Annotated in this window: 12 protein-coding genes; 4 read left to right on the forward strand and 8 right to left on the reverse strand. The window is 67.3% G+C overall.

All coding sequences use genetic code 11. The features are described 5' to 3' along the window. Positions 1-76 precede the first annotated feature (76 nt). Entirely contained in the window at positions 77-1,348 is a 1,272-nt protein-coding gene (gene hemA / locus AC0IYU_RS31460; protein ID WP_472125372.1) for a glutamyl-tRNA reductase, read from the reverse strand. Positions 1,349-1,460: 112 nt separating this feature from the next. Between hemA and AC0IYU_RS31465 the strand changes: the two genes are divergently transcribed. Then, complete coding sequence (locus tag AC0IYU_RS31465) at positions 1,461-1,739, forward strand: hypothetical protein (RefSeq protein WP_472125375.1); 279 nt, start codon at positions 1,461-1,463, stop codon at positions 1,737-1,739. Positions 1,740-1,746: 7 nt separating this feature from the next. Here AC0IYU_RS31465 and AC0IYU_RS31470 read toward each other — a convergent pair whose 3' ends face one another. The 7 genes from AC0IYU_RS31470 to ugpB form a co-directional block, all read right to left on the reverse strand. After that, on the reverse strand, positions 1,747-2,271 hold the full coding sequence (locus tag AC0IYU_RS31470; RefSeq protein WP_472125378.1) for a GNAT family N-acetyltransferase: 525 nt from the start codon (positions 2,269-2,271) through the stop codon (positions 1,747-1,749). Positions 2,272-2,288: 17 nt separating this feature from the next. Next, positions 2,289-4,769: a DUF3772 domain-containing protein gene (locus AC0IYU_RS31475; RefSeq protein WP_472125380.1), complete on the reverse strand. Its 2,481-nt coding sequence runs from the start codon at positions 4,767-4,769 to the stop codon at positions 2,289-2,291. 52 nt (positions 4,770-4,821) lie between these two features. After that, entirely contained in the window at positions 4,822-5,568 is a 747-nt protein-coding gene (gene ugpQ, locus AC0IYU_RS31480; RefSeq protein ID WP_472125383.1) for a glycerophosphodiester phosphodiesterase, read from the reverse strand. Between the two features lie 3 nt (positions 5,569-5,571). Then, complete coding sequence (ugpC, locus tag AC0IYU_RS31485; protein WP_435437254.1) at positions 5,572-6,579, reverse strand: sn-glycerol-3-phosphate ABC transporter ATP-binding protein UgpC; 1,008 nt, start codon at positions 6,577-6,579, stop codon at positions 5,572-5,574. A 2-nt stretch (positions 6,580-6,581) separates the two neighbouring features. Beyond that, on the reverse strand, positions 6,582-7,433 hold the full coding sequence (gene ugpE, locus AC0IYU_RS31490) for a sn-glycerol-3-phosphate ABC transporter permease UgpE (RefSeq protein WP_435437255.1): 852 nt from the start codon (positions 7,431-7,433) through the stop codon (positions 6,582-6,584). 42 nt (positions 7,434-7,475) lie between these two features. After that, positions 7,476-8,357: a sn-glycerol-3-phosphate ABC transporter permease UgpA gene (ugpA, locus tag AC0IYU_RS31495; RefSeq protein ID WP_435485246.1), complete on the reverse strand. Its 882-nt coding sequence runs from the start codon at positions 8,355-8,357 to the stop codon at positions 7,476-7,478. Positions 8,358-8,465: 108 nt separating this feature from the next. Then, the gene (ugpB, locus tag AC0IYU_RS31500) at positions 8,466-9,779 is read right to left on the reverse strand and encodes a sn-glycerol-3-phosphate ABC transporter substrate-binding protein UgpB (protein ID WP_435437257.1); all 1,314 of its coding nucleotides are present in this window, start codon (positions 9,777-9,779) and stop codon (positions 8,466-8,468) included. A 235-nt stretch (positions 9,780-10,014) separates the two neighbouring features. Here ugpB and serA point away from each other — a divergent pair, with 235 nt between their 5' ends. The 3 genes from serA (at position 10,015) to AC0IYU_RS31515 (ending at position 15,743) form a co-directional block, all read left to right on the forward strand. After that, positions 10,015-11,247: a phosphoglycerate dehydrogenase gene (serA, locus tag AC0IYU_RS31505; protein ID WP_435485247.1), complete on the forward strand. Its 1,233-nt coding sequence runs from the start codon at positions 10,015-10,017 to the stop codon at positions 11,245-11,247. Positions 11,248-11,427: 180 nt separating this feature from the next. Continuing rightward, positions 11,428-15,306: a DUF3683 domain-containing protein gene (locus AC0IYU_RS31510; RefSeq protein ID WP_472125386.1), complete on the forward strand. Its 3,879-nt coding sequence runs from the start codon at positions 11,428-11,430 to the stop codon at positions 15,304-15,306. Between the two features lie 5 nt (positions 15,307-15,311). Further along, on the forward strand, positions 15,312-15,743 hold the full coding sequence (locus AC0IYU_RS31515) for an HIT family protein (protein ID WP_472125389.1): 432 nt from the start codon (positions 15,312-15,314) through the stop codon (positions 15,741-15,743). The last annotated feature ends 7 nt before the right edge of the window (positions 15,744-15,750 follow it).

Below are 15,750 nucleotides of genomic sequence, written 5' to 3' on the forward strand. Positions count from 1 at the left end.
AAATGAGGGGTTGCGGCCGTGCGATTGCAGGGCGCAAGGAAGCTGCGGCCACGGGGCCGGGCGGTGGCCCGCGTCGCTAACGCTCTTTGCGCAGGAACAGGCGCGAGATGGTCTGCGCCGTCTGCTCGCGCGAGGCGGCGTCGCCCGCGTGCAGCTCGGCCATGGCGCCATGCATCATTTTTTGCGTGAGCCCGCGCGACATGGCTTCGAGCACGGCTTCGACCGATTCGCCCTTGGCCAGCAGCTTGCGGGCGCGCGCCAGCTCGGCGGCGCGCCATTCGTCGGTCTGCGCGTTGAGCTGCTGGATCAGCGGCACGGTGCCGCGCTGGTCCAGCCAGTGCATGAAGCTCTGCACGCCGGCGTCGATGATGACTTCGGCCTGCGCCACCGCGGCCTGGCGATTCGCCTGGCCCTGCTGCACGACCTGGGCGAGGTCGTCCACCGTGTAGAGGTAGATGTCTTCGAGGGCCTTCACTTCGGGCTCGATGTCGCGCGGCACGGCCAGGTCGACCATGAACATCGGGCGGTGCTTGCGCGCCTTGAGCGCGCGCTCCACGGCACCCAGGCCGATGATCGGCAGCGTGCTGGCGGTGCAGCTCACGACGATGTCGAACTCGGCCAGCCGCGCGGGCAGGTCGGCCAGCCGCATCGCTTCGCCGCCGAAGCGCGAGGCCAGCTTTTCGCCGCGTTCGAGCGTGCGGTTGGCGATGGCGATCGACTTGGGTTCCCTGGCCGCGAAGTGCGTGGCCGCGAGGTCGATCATTTCGCCGGCGCCGACGAACAGCACGCGCGTCTTGCGCAGGTCTTCGAACAGCTGGCCGGCCAGGCGCACCGCGGCGGCGGCCATGCTGATGGAGTGGGCGCCGATCTCGGTGGCGGTGCGCACCTCTTTCGCCACGGCGAACGAGCGCTGGAACAGCTGGTTGAGCGTGCTGCCGAGCGCGCCGGCGGTTTCGGCGGCGCGCACGGCGTCCTTCATCTGGCCGAGGATCTGCGCCTCGCCCAGCACCATGGAGTCGAGCCCGCTGGCCACGCGGAAGGCATGGCGCGCAGCCTCGTCGTCATGCAGGGTGTAGGCATGCGAGCGCAGCAGGGCCGGGGCCACGCCGCCGCTTTGCGCCAGCCAGCCGAAGGTGTGGTCGAGCGCGATGTGCTCCGAGGCACAGTAGATCTCGGTGCGGTTGCAGGTGGAGATGATCGCGGCTTCGACCTGGGGGTGGCGGCCGGTGCCGAAAGAGCTGCGCAAGCTCTGCAGCGTGGGGGCGATCTGATCGAGCGCGAACGCGAAACGACCGCGCAGATCAAGCGGCGCGGTCGTGTGGTTCAAGCCGAGAGCCCAGACTGACATGCGCGTGATTATAAAATCAGCAGCCGCGCCTGGCTTGCGCAGGGACAAATGGCTTTCCCTATGACGGCCATAACACTGCCCGCATGACCCGACGCATGCATACCCCCTCCCGATGGACCTGCTGGCCCTCCTGAATCACATGCTCAATTTTGTGGCACCCGCGGCTTTCCTGGCCCTGGTGCTGGCCTTGGCCGGGCGTTTCCTGGGCGGGCGGCGCGTCGGCGTGCCGCGCTGGTGGGTGCAATGCGCCTTCACCTTCCTGGCCGGGGTGGTCGTGTCGGTGGCCGGTCTCGTGGTGTCCGGTCGCGACGGGACGATGGCGACCTATGCCGTGCTGGTGGCGGTCTGCGGCACGGTGCAGTGGCTGGCGATGCGCGGCTGGCGCCGCTGACAGCCGCTCAGTCCAGCGCCCGGACCATGTAGACCGGATCGCCAGGGTAGGTGGCGAGCCGGGCCTGCTGGTCGGGGCCGGCGGGTTGCCCGGCCCCGTAGCCCTGGCGCAGCCAGAAACCCACCGAAGACTGCACCGACACCAGCGTCGAATGCCGCCAGCCGGCCTGCGCCGCATGGGCCCAGGCATGGCGCACCAGCCGCGGCCCGAGGCCCAGCCCCGAGGCTTCGGGGTGCACGGCCAAGTCGTGCAGGTACAGCGTATCGGCCGCGGCGGCCACCTCGAACTCGCCGTGCAGCGGCGTCAGCTTGCCCACCACCGACGGGTAGCCCGTCAGATAGGCCCGCACCCCACCCCCGTGTTCCCCGTGTTCCACCACCCAGCCCGTGTGCGGCGCGGCCGCGAGACGGCGCGCGATCAACGCGCCGTCCTCCACGAACCCCGCGCCGTAGCAGGCCAGCTGGATCGCCAGCACCGCGTCGAGGTCGTGCACGTGCATGGCGCGCACGACAAGGGCCCCAGCTGCGCCCATGGCTTCAGCGCCGCCTTTCAACCTTGCACGCCCGGAATCGGAGACGCCGTCGAAGAAGGCACGGTGGGCGTGGCCAGCGGCTCCGGTGCGGCCGCCGTCGCCGCCATCACCATCGTCGGAACCGCCAGCGGCAGCGAGGCCTTCTTCAGCTCGTCGAGGATCACGAACAGCAGGTCGCTGCGCACGCCGCCCGCCAGCCGGGGGCTTGCCACGTAGGCGATGGCCTGGAAGATCAGCAGCCCGTTCTCGATGCCTTCGAGGGTGAGCGAGGGCGCCGGCGTTTCCAGCACGCCTTCGTGCGCCCTGCAGGCAGTGAGGATCAGTTCGCGCACGCGCTGCGCGTCGGTGGTCAGCGGCATCGGCAGGCGGATCAGGACGCGGCCCTCGGCGTTGGACAGCGTCATGTTGCGCACGGTCTTGGTGATGAACTCCGAGTTCGGCACGATCAGCGTCGAACGGTCGCCCAGCACGATTTCCGTGGCCCGCACGTTGATGCGCCGCACGTCCCCCTCGGCTGTGCCCAGCACCACCCAGTCGCCCACCTTCACCGGCTGTTCGGCCAGCAGGATCAGGCCCGAGATGAAGTTCTGCACGATCGCCTGCAGGCCGAAGCCGATGCCCACCGACAGTGCGCTCGCCACCCACGCAATGCGCTCGATGCCGATGCCCATCGCCGAGAGCGTGAAGGCCACCACCAGAATGCCGCCCACGTAGCCCAGCAGCGTGGTGATTGAGCTCTGCATGCCCGGCTCGAGCTGCGTGTTGGGCAGGTAGCTGCGTTCGAGCCAGCGCTTGAACACCCGCAGCACGATGAACCCGATGACCGCCACCGCAAGGGCGCTCAGGATGGCGCCCGGCACCAGCTGGAATTCGCCCACCTTCACGCCGGAGCCCAGCTTGCCGCTGCGCTGGAATACCTCGCCCGGCGAAGTGCCCAGGGGCGCGGCCAGCGCGATCAGCATGTACACGAACAGCGCCACCCGGCTGATGCCCGAGAGCACCGTGGCCGCCTGGTCCAGCGTCTGCGGCGCGAGCCCGAAGCTTTTCTGCAGCTTCTGGCCGAAGGCGCTGCGCGACGACACCACGGCCGTGAACACGTCGTCGGCGAACTTGAACAGCACGTAGAAGGCCGCGGCCACGATGCCGGTCCAGGTCAGCTGCGAGGCCAGGAAGCTGCCCAGCGCCACATAGCCCAGGGCCACCAGCACCCAGATGGCGATCATCAGCACGCCGATCAGCGCGACCAGCAGGCCGACCCACATCGGCCGCTCGGGCAGTCCGGCCTCCGGCGCGTTGGCGCGCAGCGCCTTGAGCCGGTAGATCACGGTGCCTACCAGCGCGGTGAGGACGAGCGCCGTCAGCACGTGCGTGGCCACCACGGCTGCAAAGCTGGCGTCGACCAGCGCATTGATCTCGGCCGGCGTCCAGGCCAGCGCCGCCACCAGCGCCACCAGCCACGGCAGCACGGCGAGCTTGCTGGCCGTGGCGTCCGGAATGGGCGGCAACCGCCACGAAGGGCGGGAGGTGGCCAGCAGCGCGCGGCCCAGGCCGATGACGAAGGCCATGAACGTCAGCGCCTGCGCGGTCGACTGCAGCGCCTTGCGCGCCTGCGCGTCCCATGTGGCGTGGGCCTTGAGCACTTCCACGAAGCCGTGCGCGGCCACCGCCACCAGCAGAATGTGGCTCGCGACGATGGCAATCACCAGCAACGAGCGCCGCAGCCGTCCGGCAGGCAGCACCCGCATCGCCAGGCGCGTGAGCGCGTGCTCGGCACCCCAGATGCCCCCGAAGGCGAGCAGCAGCGCGCCGACCAGCGTGGCGATCACCAGCGTGCGCGACGCGGGCGCCAGGGCCTGCGCAAAGCCGTCGTCGAGCGCCGAGCCCATGGCCTGCAGCCGCTCCATGTCGTCGGGCCAGGCCTCTCGCAGGGCGGTCCAGAAGGCGCCGGTGAGCGGCGAGGCCGCGCGCTCGGTGAGCTGGGCCTCGAACAGTTCGCGCCGCTGCGCGACGAGGTCTGCGCCGCGCTGGCGCACGTCGATGGACAGCAGCTTGGCGAGCCGGATGTCCGCGTCGAGCGCATTGCGTTCCTTGGTCAGGCTGGCGCGCTGGCGGGTGATGTCGGGGTCTTCGGTGGCGCCGGCGCCGGGGGCGTTGCCGAGTTCGCCCAGCCGTGCATTGAGGTCGGCGAGGTCGCTGGTGCGTGCGGCCACGAACTTGTCGGCCTGCGCGCCGATGTCGTTGATCAGCCCGAGCTGCTTGCGCGCGTCCTCGTCGGTGCCGTCGCCGCGTGCCGCCTCGGTCGTGATCTTGTTGAACTGCGTGCGCAATTCCGCCACCGTGGGCGCTGGGGGCGCCACCGTGGCTGTGTTGGCTGCGTTGTTGGGGTTGCCGCTGCCGGCGTTCATGCTGGCGTCGGGCTGGGCCAGCGCAAGGCCGCACATCGACAGGGCCAGCAGGGTGGCGAGGCAGTAGCTCGCCAGGCGATAGGTCCGTTTCATGGCCGCATCATAGAAGCGGCCATGAGGTAAGCGCCTGTAAGAGACGTGTGCCTCAGCCTGCCGGGCTGAAGAGGTCGACCCGGTCGGTGATGATGCCGTCGGTGCCCAGCGTGATGAGCCGCTGCGCGTGCGCCTCCTCGTTGACGGTGTAGCTCAGCGCGCGCATGCCCGCGCCGTGCACCAGCGCGACCACGGCCGCGTCCCACAGCGTGTGCTGGCACACGATGGCCACGCAGCCCAGTCGTTGCGCGGCTTCGAGCCAGCCGGCCCACAGGGTGTCGAGCAGCAGCCCGCGCGGCAACTCGGGTTGCGCGGCCTGCGCGCCTTCGAGCGACTCGACCTTGAAGGAGGTCAGCAGCGGCGGGACGGCCGCGCCTTGCCACCACCGCGCGGCCTGCTGCGCGACCACCTCGCCGGTCTGGCGCTCGGTGCCGGGCGTGGGCTTGATCTCGATGTTGAGCAGATGGTCGTTCGCCAGGCAGAAGCGTGCGAGGTTCTCCAGCGTGGGCAAGGGCTCGCCCGCGTAGCCGGGCGAGTGCCAGCTGCCCGCATCCAGTTGCGACAGCGCGCTCCAGGGTTGGGCCCCGCCGGTGCCCTTGGCGCCGGTGGTGCGCTCGAGCTTGTCGTCATGCATCAGGAACGGCACGCCATCGGCGCTGAGCTTGGCGTCGCACTCGAACATGCGGTAGCCGTGCGAGGCGCCGAGGCGGAACGCCGCGAGCGTGTTCTCGGGCGCCAGCTTGCCGGCGCCGCGGTGGGCCACCCAGCGGGGGTAGGGCCAGGGTGTAGACAAGGCCATCGCTCAGTCCGCGCGCTTGCCCGAACCGGCGTCGAACCAGTGCAGTTTTTCTTCGCGCGCCGCGATCTTCACGGTGTCGCCCGGCACGGGCGGACGGTCGCCCTCGTCGGTGCGCATGATGATCTGTTCCTCGCCGATGCGGCCGTACACCAGGCGCTCGGCGCCCAGCAGCTCGACCTGCTCGACCTGCACCGTCCAGCCGCTTTCGTCGAGCTTCATGTGCTCGGGGCGGATGCCCAGGATCTGGCCCGGGCGCACGCCCGGCGCCTGCCTGAGCAGGTTCATCGGCGGCGAGCCGATGAAGCTGGCCACGAAGGTGGTGGCGGGGCGGTTGTACACCTCCTCGGGCGTGGCGAACTGGTCCATCACGCCGCCGTTCATCACGATGATGCGCTGCGCCAGCGTCATGGCCTCGACCTGGTCGTGCGTGACGAACAGCGAGGTGATGCCGAGCTCGCGGTGCAGCTTCTGGATTTCCAGGCGGGTCTGCGCGCGCAGCTTGGCGTCCAGGTTGGACAGCGGTTCGTCGAACAGGAACACCTGCGGCTGGCGCACGATGGCGCGGCCCATCGCCACGCGCTGGCGCTGGCCGCCGGAGAGTTCGCGCGGCTTGCGCTCCAGCAGGTGGCCGAGTTCGAGGATCTTGGCGGCCTTGTCGACCCGCACCTTGATCTCGGGCACCGGCACCTTGGCGATCTTCAGGCCGTAGGCCATGTTCGCGAACACGCTCATGTGCGGGTACAGCGCGTAGTTCTGGAACACCATGGCGATGTCGCGCTCGGAGGGTTCGAGCTGGTTGACGACCTTGTTGCCGATGGCAATCTCGCCGGCGGAAATTTCTTCCAGGCCGGCCACCATGCGCAGCAGCGTCGACTTGCCGCAGCCCGAGGGGCCCACGATCACGATGAATTCATGGTCGGCGATCTCGGCGCTCACGCCGTGGATGACCTGGTTGGCTTTCGGCCCGTGGCCGTAGCGCTTGATGACGTTGCGAAGAGAGAGAGCAGCCATAGTTATTTTTCAGTGTCCACGAGGCCCTTGACGAACCACTTTTGCATCAGGATCACCACCAGCGCGGGTGGCAGCATCGCGAGAATGGCGGTGGCCATCACGACGTTCCATTCGTTCTGCCCGTCGCCGCCGGCAATCATTCGCTTGATGCCGACCACCACGGGGTACATGTCTTCGCTCGTGGTCGCGAGCAGCGGCCACAGGTACTGGTTCCAGCCGTAGATGAACTGGATCACGAACAGCGCCGCAATCGAGGTCTTCGACAACGGCAGCAGCACATCGAAGAAAAAGCGCATGGGGCTCGCGCCGTCCATGCGAGAAGCTTCGGTGAGCTCGTCCGGCACGGTCAGGAAGAACTGGCGGAACAGGAAGGTCGCCGTGGCCGACGCGATCAGCGGCACCGTCAGGCCCGCGTACGAATTCAGCATGTTCAGGTCCGACAGCACCTTGTAGGTCGGCAGGATGCGCACCTCCACCGGCAGCATCAGCGTCACGAAGATGGCCCAGAAGCAGATCTTCTTGAACGGGAAGCGGAAATACACGATGGCGAAGGCCGACAGCAGCGAGATCGAGATCTTGCCGATGGCGATCACCATGGCCGTCACGAAGCTCACCCACATCATGTGCGCCACCGGGGCGTTGGAGCCCGCGCTGTTCTCGCGCCCGAAGAGCGCGCCCTTGTAGCTGTCGATCATGTTCGAGCCGGGCAGCAGCGGCATGGGCGCCTGCACGATCTCCTGCGCGGTGTGCGTGGAAGCCACGAACGCCAGGTACAGCGGGAAGGCGACGATCAGGACGCCGAGGATCATCACCACATGGGCCAGGATGCCCTGGGTGCCGCGTCGTTCAACCATGTCGCGCTCCGCCGGTTGGGGTTTTCTGTTGTTGTTTCATCTTCAGTACTGAACCTTCTTCTCGACGTAGCGGAACTGGATGACGGTCAGCGCCACCACGATCACCATCAGCACGACCGACTGGGCGGCCGAACCGCCGAGGTCCAGGCTCTTGAAGCCGTCGTGGTAGACCTTGTAGACCAGGATGGTGGTGTCCTGGCCCGGGCCGCCCTGGGTGGCCGCATCGACGATCGCGAAGGTGTCGAAGAAGGCGTAGACCACGTTGATCACCAGCAGGAAGAACGTGGTGGGCGACAGCAGCGGGAACTGCACCGTCCAGAACCGGCGCCACGGGCGCGCGCCGTCGATGGCGGCGGCCTCGATCAGCGACTTCGGAATCGACTGCAGGCCGGCCAGGAAGAACAGGAAGTTGTAGGAAATCTGCTTCCACACCGAGGCCATGACGATCAGCGTCATGGCGTGGCCGGAGTCGAGCAGGTGGTTCCAGTTGATGCCGATCTTGCCCAGCGCATAGGCCACCACGCCCAGCGAGGGCGAGAACATGAAGACCCACAGCACGGCCGCCACGGCGGGCGCCACGGCGTACGGCACGATCAGCATGGTCTTGTAGAAGGTGCCGCCGCGCGTGATGCGGTCGGCGAACACGGCCAGCACGAGCGACAGGCTGATGCCGATGCTGGCCACCAGCACCGAGAACACGGCCGTCGTCTTGAACGACTCGGCGTAGCTCGAGTCGCCCCACAAGTGCCTGAAGTTGTCGAACCCGACGAACTCGACCGATGTGCCGAACGCGTCTTGCTGCTGCAGCGACTGCAGCACGGCCTGCCCCGCCGGCCAGAAGAAAAACACCAGGATCACCGCCATTTGCGGTGTCAGCAGCAGCCAGGGCAACCAGCCCGAGCGAAAGAAGACGCGTTTTTCCATGAGCCCCTCGTACCCCTCTACGTAAAAAATCCCGCCGGGTCCACTCTTCTACAAGAGTGGACGCGGGCGGGCGATATTAGCCGGACACGGAGGCCCGAACTTCAATCGTTAGCTTTTGTTTGCCTTCTGGAAGCGTTCGAGCTGCTCGTTGCCGCGGGTCACGATGGCGTCCAGGGCTTCCTTGGCCGTCTTCTTGCCGCTCCAGACCTGTTCCAGCTCTTCGTCCTCGATGGCGCGGATCTGCACGTAGTTGCCCAGGCGGATGCCGCGGCTCTTGTCGGTGACCTTGCGGATCATCTGCGTCACGGCCACGTCGGTGCCGGGATTCTGCTTGTAGAAACCCGAGTCTTCGGTGAGCTTGTACGACGCCGTGGTCACGGGCAGGTAGCCCGTGCGCTTGTGGCTGGCGGACTGCACTTCAGGCGTCGAGATGAAGCTGAAGAACTTGGCCACGCCCTTGTATTCGGCGGCCTTCTTGCCCGACATGACCCACAGGCTGGCGCCGCCGATCACGGTGTTCTGCGGTGCGCCGGGCACGTCCGGGTAGTAGGGCAGGGGAGCCAGGCCGTAGGCGAACTTGGCGTTCTTGGCCACGTTGCCGTAGAAGCCCGACGACGTGTTGATCATGGCGCACTCGCCCGACACGAACGAGGCTTCAGGCACGTTGCCGCGGCCCTTGTAGACGAACAGGCCCTGCTTGGCCATGCTGGCCAGGTTCTCGATGTGGCGCTGGTGCAGCGGCGAATTCACCTTCAGCCGTGCGTCCAGGCCCTGCAGGCCGTTGGCCTTGCTCGCGAATTCCACGTTGTGCCAGGCCGAGAAGCTCTCGACCTGCGTCCAGTTCTGCCAAGCGGTGGTGAACGGGCACTTGTGGCCGCTGGCCTTGAGCTTGGCGGCCGCGGCCACCACTTCGGGCCAGGTCGAGGGGGCCTTGTCGGTGGGCAGGCCGGCCGCCTTGAAGGCGTCCTTGTTGAAATAGAAGATGGTGGTCGAGCTGTTGAACGGGAAGCTCAGCATCTGGCCGTTGGGGGCGGTGTAGTAACCGGCCACGGCGGGGATGTAGGCGGCCGGGTCGAACTTCTCGCCGGCGTCCTTCATGACCTGGCCGACGGGAATGATCGCGCCCTTGCTGGCCATCATGGTGGCGGTGCCCACTTCGAACACCTGCAGGATGTGCGGTGCGTTGCCGGCGCGGAAGGCCGCGATGGAGGCGGTCATGGATTCGTCGTACGTGCCCTTGAAGGTCGGGACGATCTTGTATTCCTTCTGGCTCTCGTTGAACTGCTTGGCCAGGTCGTTGACCCACTCGTTGTTGACGGCGGTCATGGAATGCCACCACTGGATTTCGGTCTGGGCGTGTGCCACGTTGAACAGCGTGGTCGCAGCCAGCGCCGATGCCAGCGCGAGCGTCTTGAATCGCATGAAGACTCCTGAAGGGAAAAGAGAAAGCGCGGATGCTAGGGCATGTGCGTGACACAGCCGCGTCACATTGGCGCACGGACCACGGGTTTCTTCCAATCGGGGAAACCCCTTTGGCCCTGTTTGCATCAAGCCCGGGGCGGCCCGCGGCCCTGCATGGTGCAGCGCACCATGCTAGCATCGCCCTCCCTTTTTTGGCCCAGCTTGTCGCCACGGCCGGGGCTTCCGCGAGACCGCCATGAGCAGCAAAACTTCCCTCGACAAAAGCAGGATCAAGTTCCTCTTGCTCGAGGGCATCCACCCCTCGGCGCTGGAGGTGCTGCGCGCCGCCGGCTACACCAACATCGAGTCGCTGCCGGGCGCGCTGCCCGACGCGGAACTGAAGGCCAAGATCGCCGACGTGCACTTCCTGGGCATTCGCTCCCGCACGCAACTCACCGCCGAGGTGTTCGCCGCCGCCCACAAGCTGGTGGCAGCCGGGTGCTTTTGCATCGGCACCAACCAGGTCGACCTGGAAGCCGCCCGCGAGCACGGCGTGGCGGTGTTCAACGCCCCGTATTCGAACACCCGCTCCGTGGCCGAGCTGGTGCTGGCCGAGGCCATCCTGCTGCTGCGCGGCGTGCCCGAGAAGAGCGCGGTGGCGCACCGCGGCGGCTGGCTCAAGTCGGCCGACAACGCCTTCGAGATCCGCGGCAAGACGCTGGGCATCGTGGGCTACGGCTCGATCGGCGCGCAGCTGTCGGTCCTGGCCGAGGCGCTGGGCATGCACGTGGCCTTCTACGACGTGGTCACCAAGCTGCCGCTGGGCAATGCGCGCCAGGTGCGCGACCTGCACCAGTTGCTGGGGCAGAGCGACATCGTGACGCTGCACGTGCCCGAGACGCAGGCCACGCAATGGATGATCGGCGCGGCCGAAATCGCGGCCATGAAGGCGGGTTCCATCCTGATCAACGCGTCGCGCGGTACGGTGGTCGAGATCGACGCGCTGGCCGACGCCCTGAAGGCCAAGAAGCTTCTGGGCGCCGCCATCGACGTGTTCCCGGTGGAGCCGCGCAGCAACAAGGACGAGTTCCTGTCGCCCCTGCGCGGGCTGGACAACGTGATCCTGACGCCCCACATCGGCGGCTCGACCATGGAGGCGCAGGCCAACATCGGGCTGGAAGTGGCTGAAAAGCTGGTCAAGTACAGCGACAACGGCACCTCGACCTCGTCCGTCAACTTCCCCGAGGTGGCGCTGCCGGCGCACCCGGGCAAGCACCGGCTGCTGCATGTGCACCGCAACGTGCCGGGCGTGCTGTCGGAGATCAACAAGATCTTCTCGGACAACCACATCAACATCGCCTCCCAGTTCCTGCAGACGAACGAGAAGGTCGGGTATGTGGTGATGGACATCGAGGCTGCTTCTTCCGACCTCGCGCTGGAGAAGCTGGCAAAGGTGAACGGGACGATTCGCAGCCGCGTGCTGTTCTGAGCCCCTGACTTGCGCCCTCTCCCTTTGGGGAGAGGGTCGGGTGAGGGCGGCGGCATCAACTCCCCGCCGGCGCCCCTGGCACAAGGGCAAGCGCCCCGCCCGAGGCAAGACCCCGAGGCCTGCCCTAAAATCCCCAGCCCGGCTATGGGTGCGCAGCGCCCGGCCGAGGCGCCCCACCCGATGAATGCTCCGACCGCGTTGAACACGCTGTTGGCACAGGCCGCAGAGCCTGTCCGACTGCGCGAGATCCCGTACAACTACACCAGCTTCTCCGACCGAGAGATCGTGATTCGCCTGCTGGGCGAACGCGGCTGGGAACTGCTGCAGACCCTGCGGGCCGAGCGCCGCACCGGCCGATCGGCCCGCATGCTCTACGAGGTGCTGGGCGACATCTGGGTGGTCCAGCGCAATCCCTACCTGGTCGACGACCTGCTCGACAACCCGCGCCGCCGCGGCCAGCTGGTCGAAGCCCTGAAGCACCGCCTGGGCGAAGTCCAGAAGCGCCGCACCCCCGACAGCGACCTGACGCGCGACCAGTTCGTGGGCGAGCTCACCCGCCTCGTGGGCGACGCCGTCTCTGCCTTCGACACCAACTTCCGCGACGTCGCCGCCCTGCGCCGCAAGGCCACGCGCGTGCTGCGCCGCCTCACGGCCAAGGACAACATCAAGTTCGACGGCCTGTCGCGCGTGTCGCACGTGACGGACGCCACCGACTGGCGCGTGGAATACCCCTTCGTGGTGCTGTGCCCCGACACCGAGGCCGAGATGGCCCTGCTGGTCAAGGGCTGCATCGAGCTGGGCCTGACCATCATTCCGCGCGGCGGCGGCACCGGCTACACCGGCGGCGCGATTCCGCTGACTTGGAACAGCGTGGTCATCAACACCGAGAAGCTCGAGGCGATGACCGAGGTCGAGCACATGCCGCTGCCGGGACTGGCCGACCCCGTGCCCACCATCTGGACGGAGGCCGGCGTGGTCACGCAGCGCGTCGCCGACGCGGCGGAGCGCGCGGGCTTCGTGTTCGCGGTCGACCCGACCTCGGCAGAGGCGTCTTGCGTCGGCGGCAACGTGGCCATGAACGCGGGCGGCAAGAAGGCCGTGCTGTGGGGCACGGCGCTGGACAACCTCGCCTCGTGGCGCATGGTGACGCCGCAGGCCGAGTGGCTCGAGGTCACGCGCATCGGCCACAACCTCGGAAAGATCCACGACGCCGAGCGCGCCGTGTTCGAGCTGCAGTACTACGCCGCCGACGGCAAGACCAAATTGCGCACCGAGCGCCTCGACATTCCGGGCCGCAGCTTCCGCAAGGAGGGCCTCGGCAAGGACGTGACCGACAAGTTCCTCTCGGGGCTGCCGGGCATCCAGAAGGAAGGCTGCGACGGCCTGATCACCAGCTGCCGCTGGGTGGTGCACAAGATGCCCGCGCACACGCGCACCGTGTGCCTCGAATTTTTCGGCAACGCCAAGGACGCGGTGCCCAGCATCGTCGAGATCAAGGACTTCATGTTCGCCGAGCAGAAGCGCTCGGGCGTGCTGCTGGCCGGCCTGGAGCACCTGGACGACCGCTACCTGAAGGCGGTGGGCTACGCCACCAAGTCGAAGAAGCACGGCGGCCTGCCGAAGATGGTGCTGTTCGGCGACATTGCCGGCGACAACGCCGACGATGTGGCCCGCGTCACCTCGGAAGTGGTGCGCATCGCCAACTCGCGCAGCGGCGAAGGCTTCGTGGCCATCAGCCCCGAGGCGCGCAAGAAATTCTGGCTCGACCGCAAGCGCACGGCCGCCATCAGCAAGCACACCAACGCCTTCAAGATCAACGAGGACGTGGTGATTCCGCTGCCGCGCATGGCCGAGTACAGCGACGGCATCGAGCGCATCAACATCGAGCTGTCGCTGCAGAACAAGCTCGCGCTCACCGACGAACTCGAAACCTTCCTCACGCGCGGCAACCTGCCCTTGGGCAAGACCGACGACGCGCACGAGATCCCGGCGGCCGAGCTGCTGGAAGACCGCGTGGCGCAGGCTGTGACGCTGGTGCAGGAAGTGCGGGCGCTCTGGGCCGGCTGGCTGCAGAACGTCGATGCGCAGTTCGTGCAGCTGCAGGACCATTCGCTGCGCGCAAGCTGGAAGACCCAGCTGCGCCAGCCGCTGCAGGAGATTTTCTCGGGCGCCGAGTTCGCGCCCATCCTGGCCGAGTGCACGGCCATCCACCAGCGCGTGCTCAAGGGCCGCGTGTGGGTCGCGCTGCACATGCATGCGGGCGACGGCAACGTGCACACCAACATCCCCGTGAACAGCGACAACTACGACATGCTGCAGACCGCGCATGCCGCGGTGGTGCGCATCATGGCGCTGGCGCGCAGCCTGGACGGCGTGATCTCGGGCGAGCACGGCATCGGCATCACCAAGCTCGAGTTCCTGACCGACGAAGAGCTGCGCCCCTTCACCGAATACAAGGCCCGGGTCGATCCCGAAGGCCGCTTCAACAAGGGCAAGCTGCTTCGCGCGCCGGCAGGTGAGGCCGTCACGCTGCATGCCGACCTGACCAACGCCTACACGCCGAGCTTCGGCCTGATGGGCCACGAGTCGCTGATCATGCAGCAGAGCGACATCGGCGCCATTGCCGACAGCGTGAAGGACTGCCTGCGCTGCGGCAAGTGCAAGCCGGTGTGCGCCACGCACGTGCCGCGCGCCAACCTGCTGTACAGCCCGCGCAACAAGATCCTCGCGACCTCGCTGCTGGTGGAGGCCTTCCTCTACGAAGAGCAGACCCGGCGCGGCATCAGCATCAAGCACTGGGAAGAGTTCGAGGACGTGGCCGACCACTGCACCGTGTGCCACAAGTGCCTGACGCCGTGCCCGGTGAAGATCGACTTCGGCGACGTGTCGATGAACATGCGCAACCTGCTGCGCAAGATGGGCCAGAAGAGCTTCCGCCCGGGCAACGCGGCCGCGATGTTCTTCCTGAACGCGACCAACCCGCAGACCATCAAGGCGGTGCGCGCGGGCATGGTGGGCGTGGGCTTCAAGGCGCAGCGCCTGGCCAACGACCTGCTGCGTGGCCTGGCGAAGAAGCAGACCGGCGCGCCACCGGCCACGCTGGGCCCGGCGCCGATCAAGGAGCAGGTGATCCACTTCATCAACAAGAAGATGCCGGGCAACCTGCCGAAGCAGACGGCGCGCGCGCTGCTCGACATCGAGGATGCCGACTACGTGCCGATCATCCGCAATCCGAAGGCGACGACTTCGGAGACCGAAGCGGTCTTCTACTTTCCGGGTTGCGGCTCGGAGCGGCTGTTCTCGCAGGTCGGCCTGGCTACGCAGGCGATGCTCTGGCACGCGGGCGTGCAGACCGTGCTGCCGCCGGGCTACCTGTGCTGCGGCTATCCGCAGCGCGGCAGCGGCCAGTTCGACAAGGCCGAGAAGATGATCACGGACAACCGCGTGCTCTTCCACCGGGTGGCCAACACGCTCAACTACCTGGACATCAAGACGGTGGTGGTGAGCTGCGGCACCTGCTACGACCAGCTGCAGGGCTACCAGTTCGACAAGATCTTCCCGGGCTGCCGGATCATCGACATCCACGAGTACCTGCTCGAAAAGGGCATCACCCTGGCCGATGCCGGCGGTGGCGGCTACCTGTACCACGACCCCTGCCATTCGCCGATGAAGCTGCAGGACCCGATGAAGACGGTGAAGGCGCTGGTCGGCGACAACGTGCTCAAGAACGACCGCTGCTGCGGCGAGTCGGGCACGCTGGGCGTGTCGCGGCCGGACATCTCGACGCAGATCCGCTTTCGCAAGGAAGAGGAGCTCAAGAAGGGCGAGGCCGCGTTGCGCGACGCCGGTGCCGTCGGCGAGAAGGACAACGTGAAGATCCTCACCAGCTGCCCGAGCTGCCTGCAGGGCCTCTCGCGCTACGGCAACGACCTGAACAACGGCCTGCTCGAAGCAGACTACATCGTGGTCGAGATGGCCAACAAGATCCTCGGCGCCGACTGGATGCCGACGTACGTGGCCGCTGCCAACCAGGGCGGGATCGAGCGGGTGCTGGTGTGAAGGGGATGCAAGGGTGCGTGCTCTGCGAAGGCGTCGGTGGCCGCCTGGTGTTCGAGGGCGCGAAGCTGCGCGTCATTCATGCGGAGGAGGCGGGCTTTCCGGCTTTCTATCGCGTGGTGTGGCGCGACCATGCGCCGGAGTTCTCCGACCTCGACGCGGCCGACCGCGCGTTGTGCATGGAGGCGGTGGTGGCGGTCGAGCAGTGCCTGCGCGAACGCCTGAAGCCGGCCAAGATGAACATCGCCGCGCTCGGCAACATGGTGGCTCACCTGCATTGGCATGTGATTGCGCGCTTTGCGGACGACAGCCATTTCCCGGGTTCGGTGTGGGCGCCGGTGCAGCGCGAGCGCAATGCCGCGAAAGAGGCCGCGATCGCCGAGTGCCTGCCCGCCGCCGAGGCTGCGATGATCGAACGCTTGGCTCGCGGGCCTTTCTGAAGGAGTT

The organism is Variovorax sp. AC103, assembly GCF_979254005.1.

Coding starts and splice junctions, on each gene's coding strand:
- hemA (WP_472125372.1), bottom strand. CDS start 1,348: ATGTCAGTCTGGGCTCTCGGCTTGAACCACACGACCGCGCCGCTTGAT.
- AC0IYU_RS31465 (WP_472125375.1), top strand. CDS start 1,461: ATGGACCTGCTGGCCCTCCTGAATCACATGCTCAATTTTGTGGCACCC.
- AC0IYU_RS31470 (WP_472125378.1), bottom strand. CDS start 2,271: ATGGGCGCAGCTGGGGCCCTTGTCGTGCGCGCCATGCACGTGCACGAC.
- AC0IYU_RS31475 (WP_472125380.1), bottom strand. CDS start 4,769: ATGAAACGGACCTATCGCCTGGCGAGCTACTGCCTCGCCACCCTGCTG.
- ugpQ (WP_472125383.1), bottom strand. CDS start 5,568: ATGGCCTTGTCTACACCCTGGCCCTACCCCCGCTGGGTGGCCCACCGC.
- ugpC (WP_435437254.1), bottom strand. CDS start 6,579: ATGGCTGCTCTCTCTCTTCGCAACGTCATCAAGCGCTACGGCCACGGG.
- ugpE (WP_435437255.1), bottom strand. CDS start 7,433: ATGGTTGAACGACGCGGCACCCAGGGCATCCTGGCCCATGTGGTGATG.
- ugpA (WP_435485246.1), bottom strand. CDS start 8,357: ATGGAAAAACGCGTCTTCTTTCGCTCGGGCTGGTTGCCCTGGCTGCTG.
- ugpB (WP_435437257.1), bottom strand. CDS start 9,779: ATGCGATTCAAGACGCTCGCGCTGGCATCGGCGCTGGCTGCGACCACG.
- serA (WP_435485247.1), top strand. CDS start 10,015: ATGAGCAGCAAAACTTCCCTCGACAAAAGCAGGATCAAGTTCCTCTTG.
- AC0IYU_RS31510 (WP_472125386.1), top strand. CDS start 11,428: ATGAATGCTCCGACCGCGTTGAACACGCTGTTGGCACAGGCCGCAGAG.
- AC0IYU_RS31515 (WP_472125389.1), top strand. CDS start 15,312: ATGCAAGGGTGCGTGCTCTGCGAAGGCGTCGGTGGCCGCCTGGTGTTC.